The organism is Marinimicrobium sp. UBA4509, assembly GCF_002388575.1.
Taxonomy (GTDB): domain Bacteria; phylum Pseudomonadota; class Gammaproteobacteria; order Pseudomonadales; family Cellvibrionaceae; genus Marinimicrobium; species Marinimicrobium koreense.
The window spans coordinates 13,441-14,225 of the sequence record NZ_DGMV01000005.1 but is presented as its reverse complement, the minus strand read 5'-3'; the positions used below and the strand labels follow the sequence as shown (position 1 = coordinate 14,225).

Below are 785 nucleotides of genomic sequence, written 5' to 3'. Positions count from 1 at the left end.
ACCCGCCGAGACGGTGGTTCCATCCCCCGTCTTGAGATCGGCGCGCAGCTTGCCGCCGGCACGCTCAAAACTGTAGGGCCGATTGAACTGTGTGGGGGCTACCGCCAGATCCGAGCGCACCGGGGTAAACTCAGAGCGCGGGGTGCGGTTGTCGCGATCGTCATAATACAGTTCAGCCACCACACTCAACGCCAACCCAGGTTGGATCAGCGCACGCACCTGGCCATTGAGCGTATCGACCCGACCATCCAGGCTGAGAGCGGGCTGATTGACGTCGCCCACCCAGGGGTTGATGGTCGCCGGCAGAAAGGCTTCATCCTGCCGCAGGCGGCCCACGGCGAGTCTGCCCGAGGCTTGCAACAGGCGGCCCGGTTGCCAGCGACCGGACAGCGTCAGTTGATGAAAATCATTGCCCGGCTCTTGCGCCAGACGGCCGCGATCACCGCCTTCGACCAGGGCGCTGAAGGGGTTATCCCAGGTCACCGAATCGGCGTTATTGTCGAACTGCGAACCGTGATAGGCCGCCTGCAGGTACCAGCGGTCTTCCCGGTAGGAAAGCCGCGCATCCATCCGTTCGGTCACCCGATCAACTCCAATGGGCAACACGACGGCGGTATTCAGAAAACTGGCGCCCTGAAGCCTGGTGCCCTGCTGTTCGGTACGACGAAAATCAACGCCGTAATCCCAACGATCGTTGCGCCGGGCACCCGCGTTCAGCCCGTAAGTCTCGCGCTCCAACGTCGGGGAAAAACGCTTCAGGCTCGGGTCGAGCTGGCTCATCCCCT

Annotated in this window: 1 protein-coding gene; it reads right to left on the bottom strand. The window is 62.9% G+C overall.

What is annotated here, in order from left to right:
* Nucleotides 1–785 (bottom strand): MtrB/PioB family outer membrane beta-barrel protein (locus B3520_RS00315; RefSeq protein WP_286875031.1); only part of this gene is annotated, 785 nt, incomplete at both ends.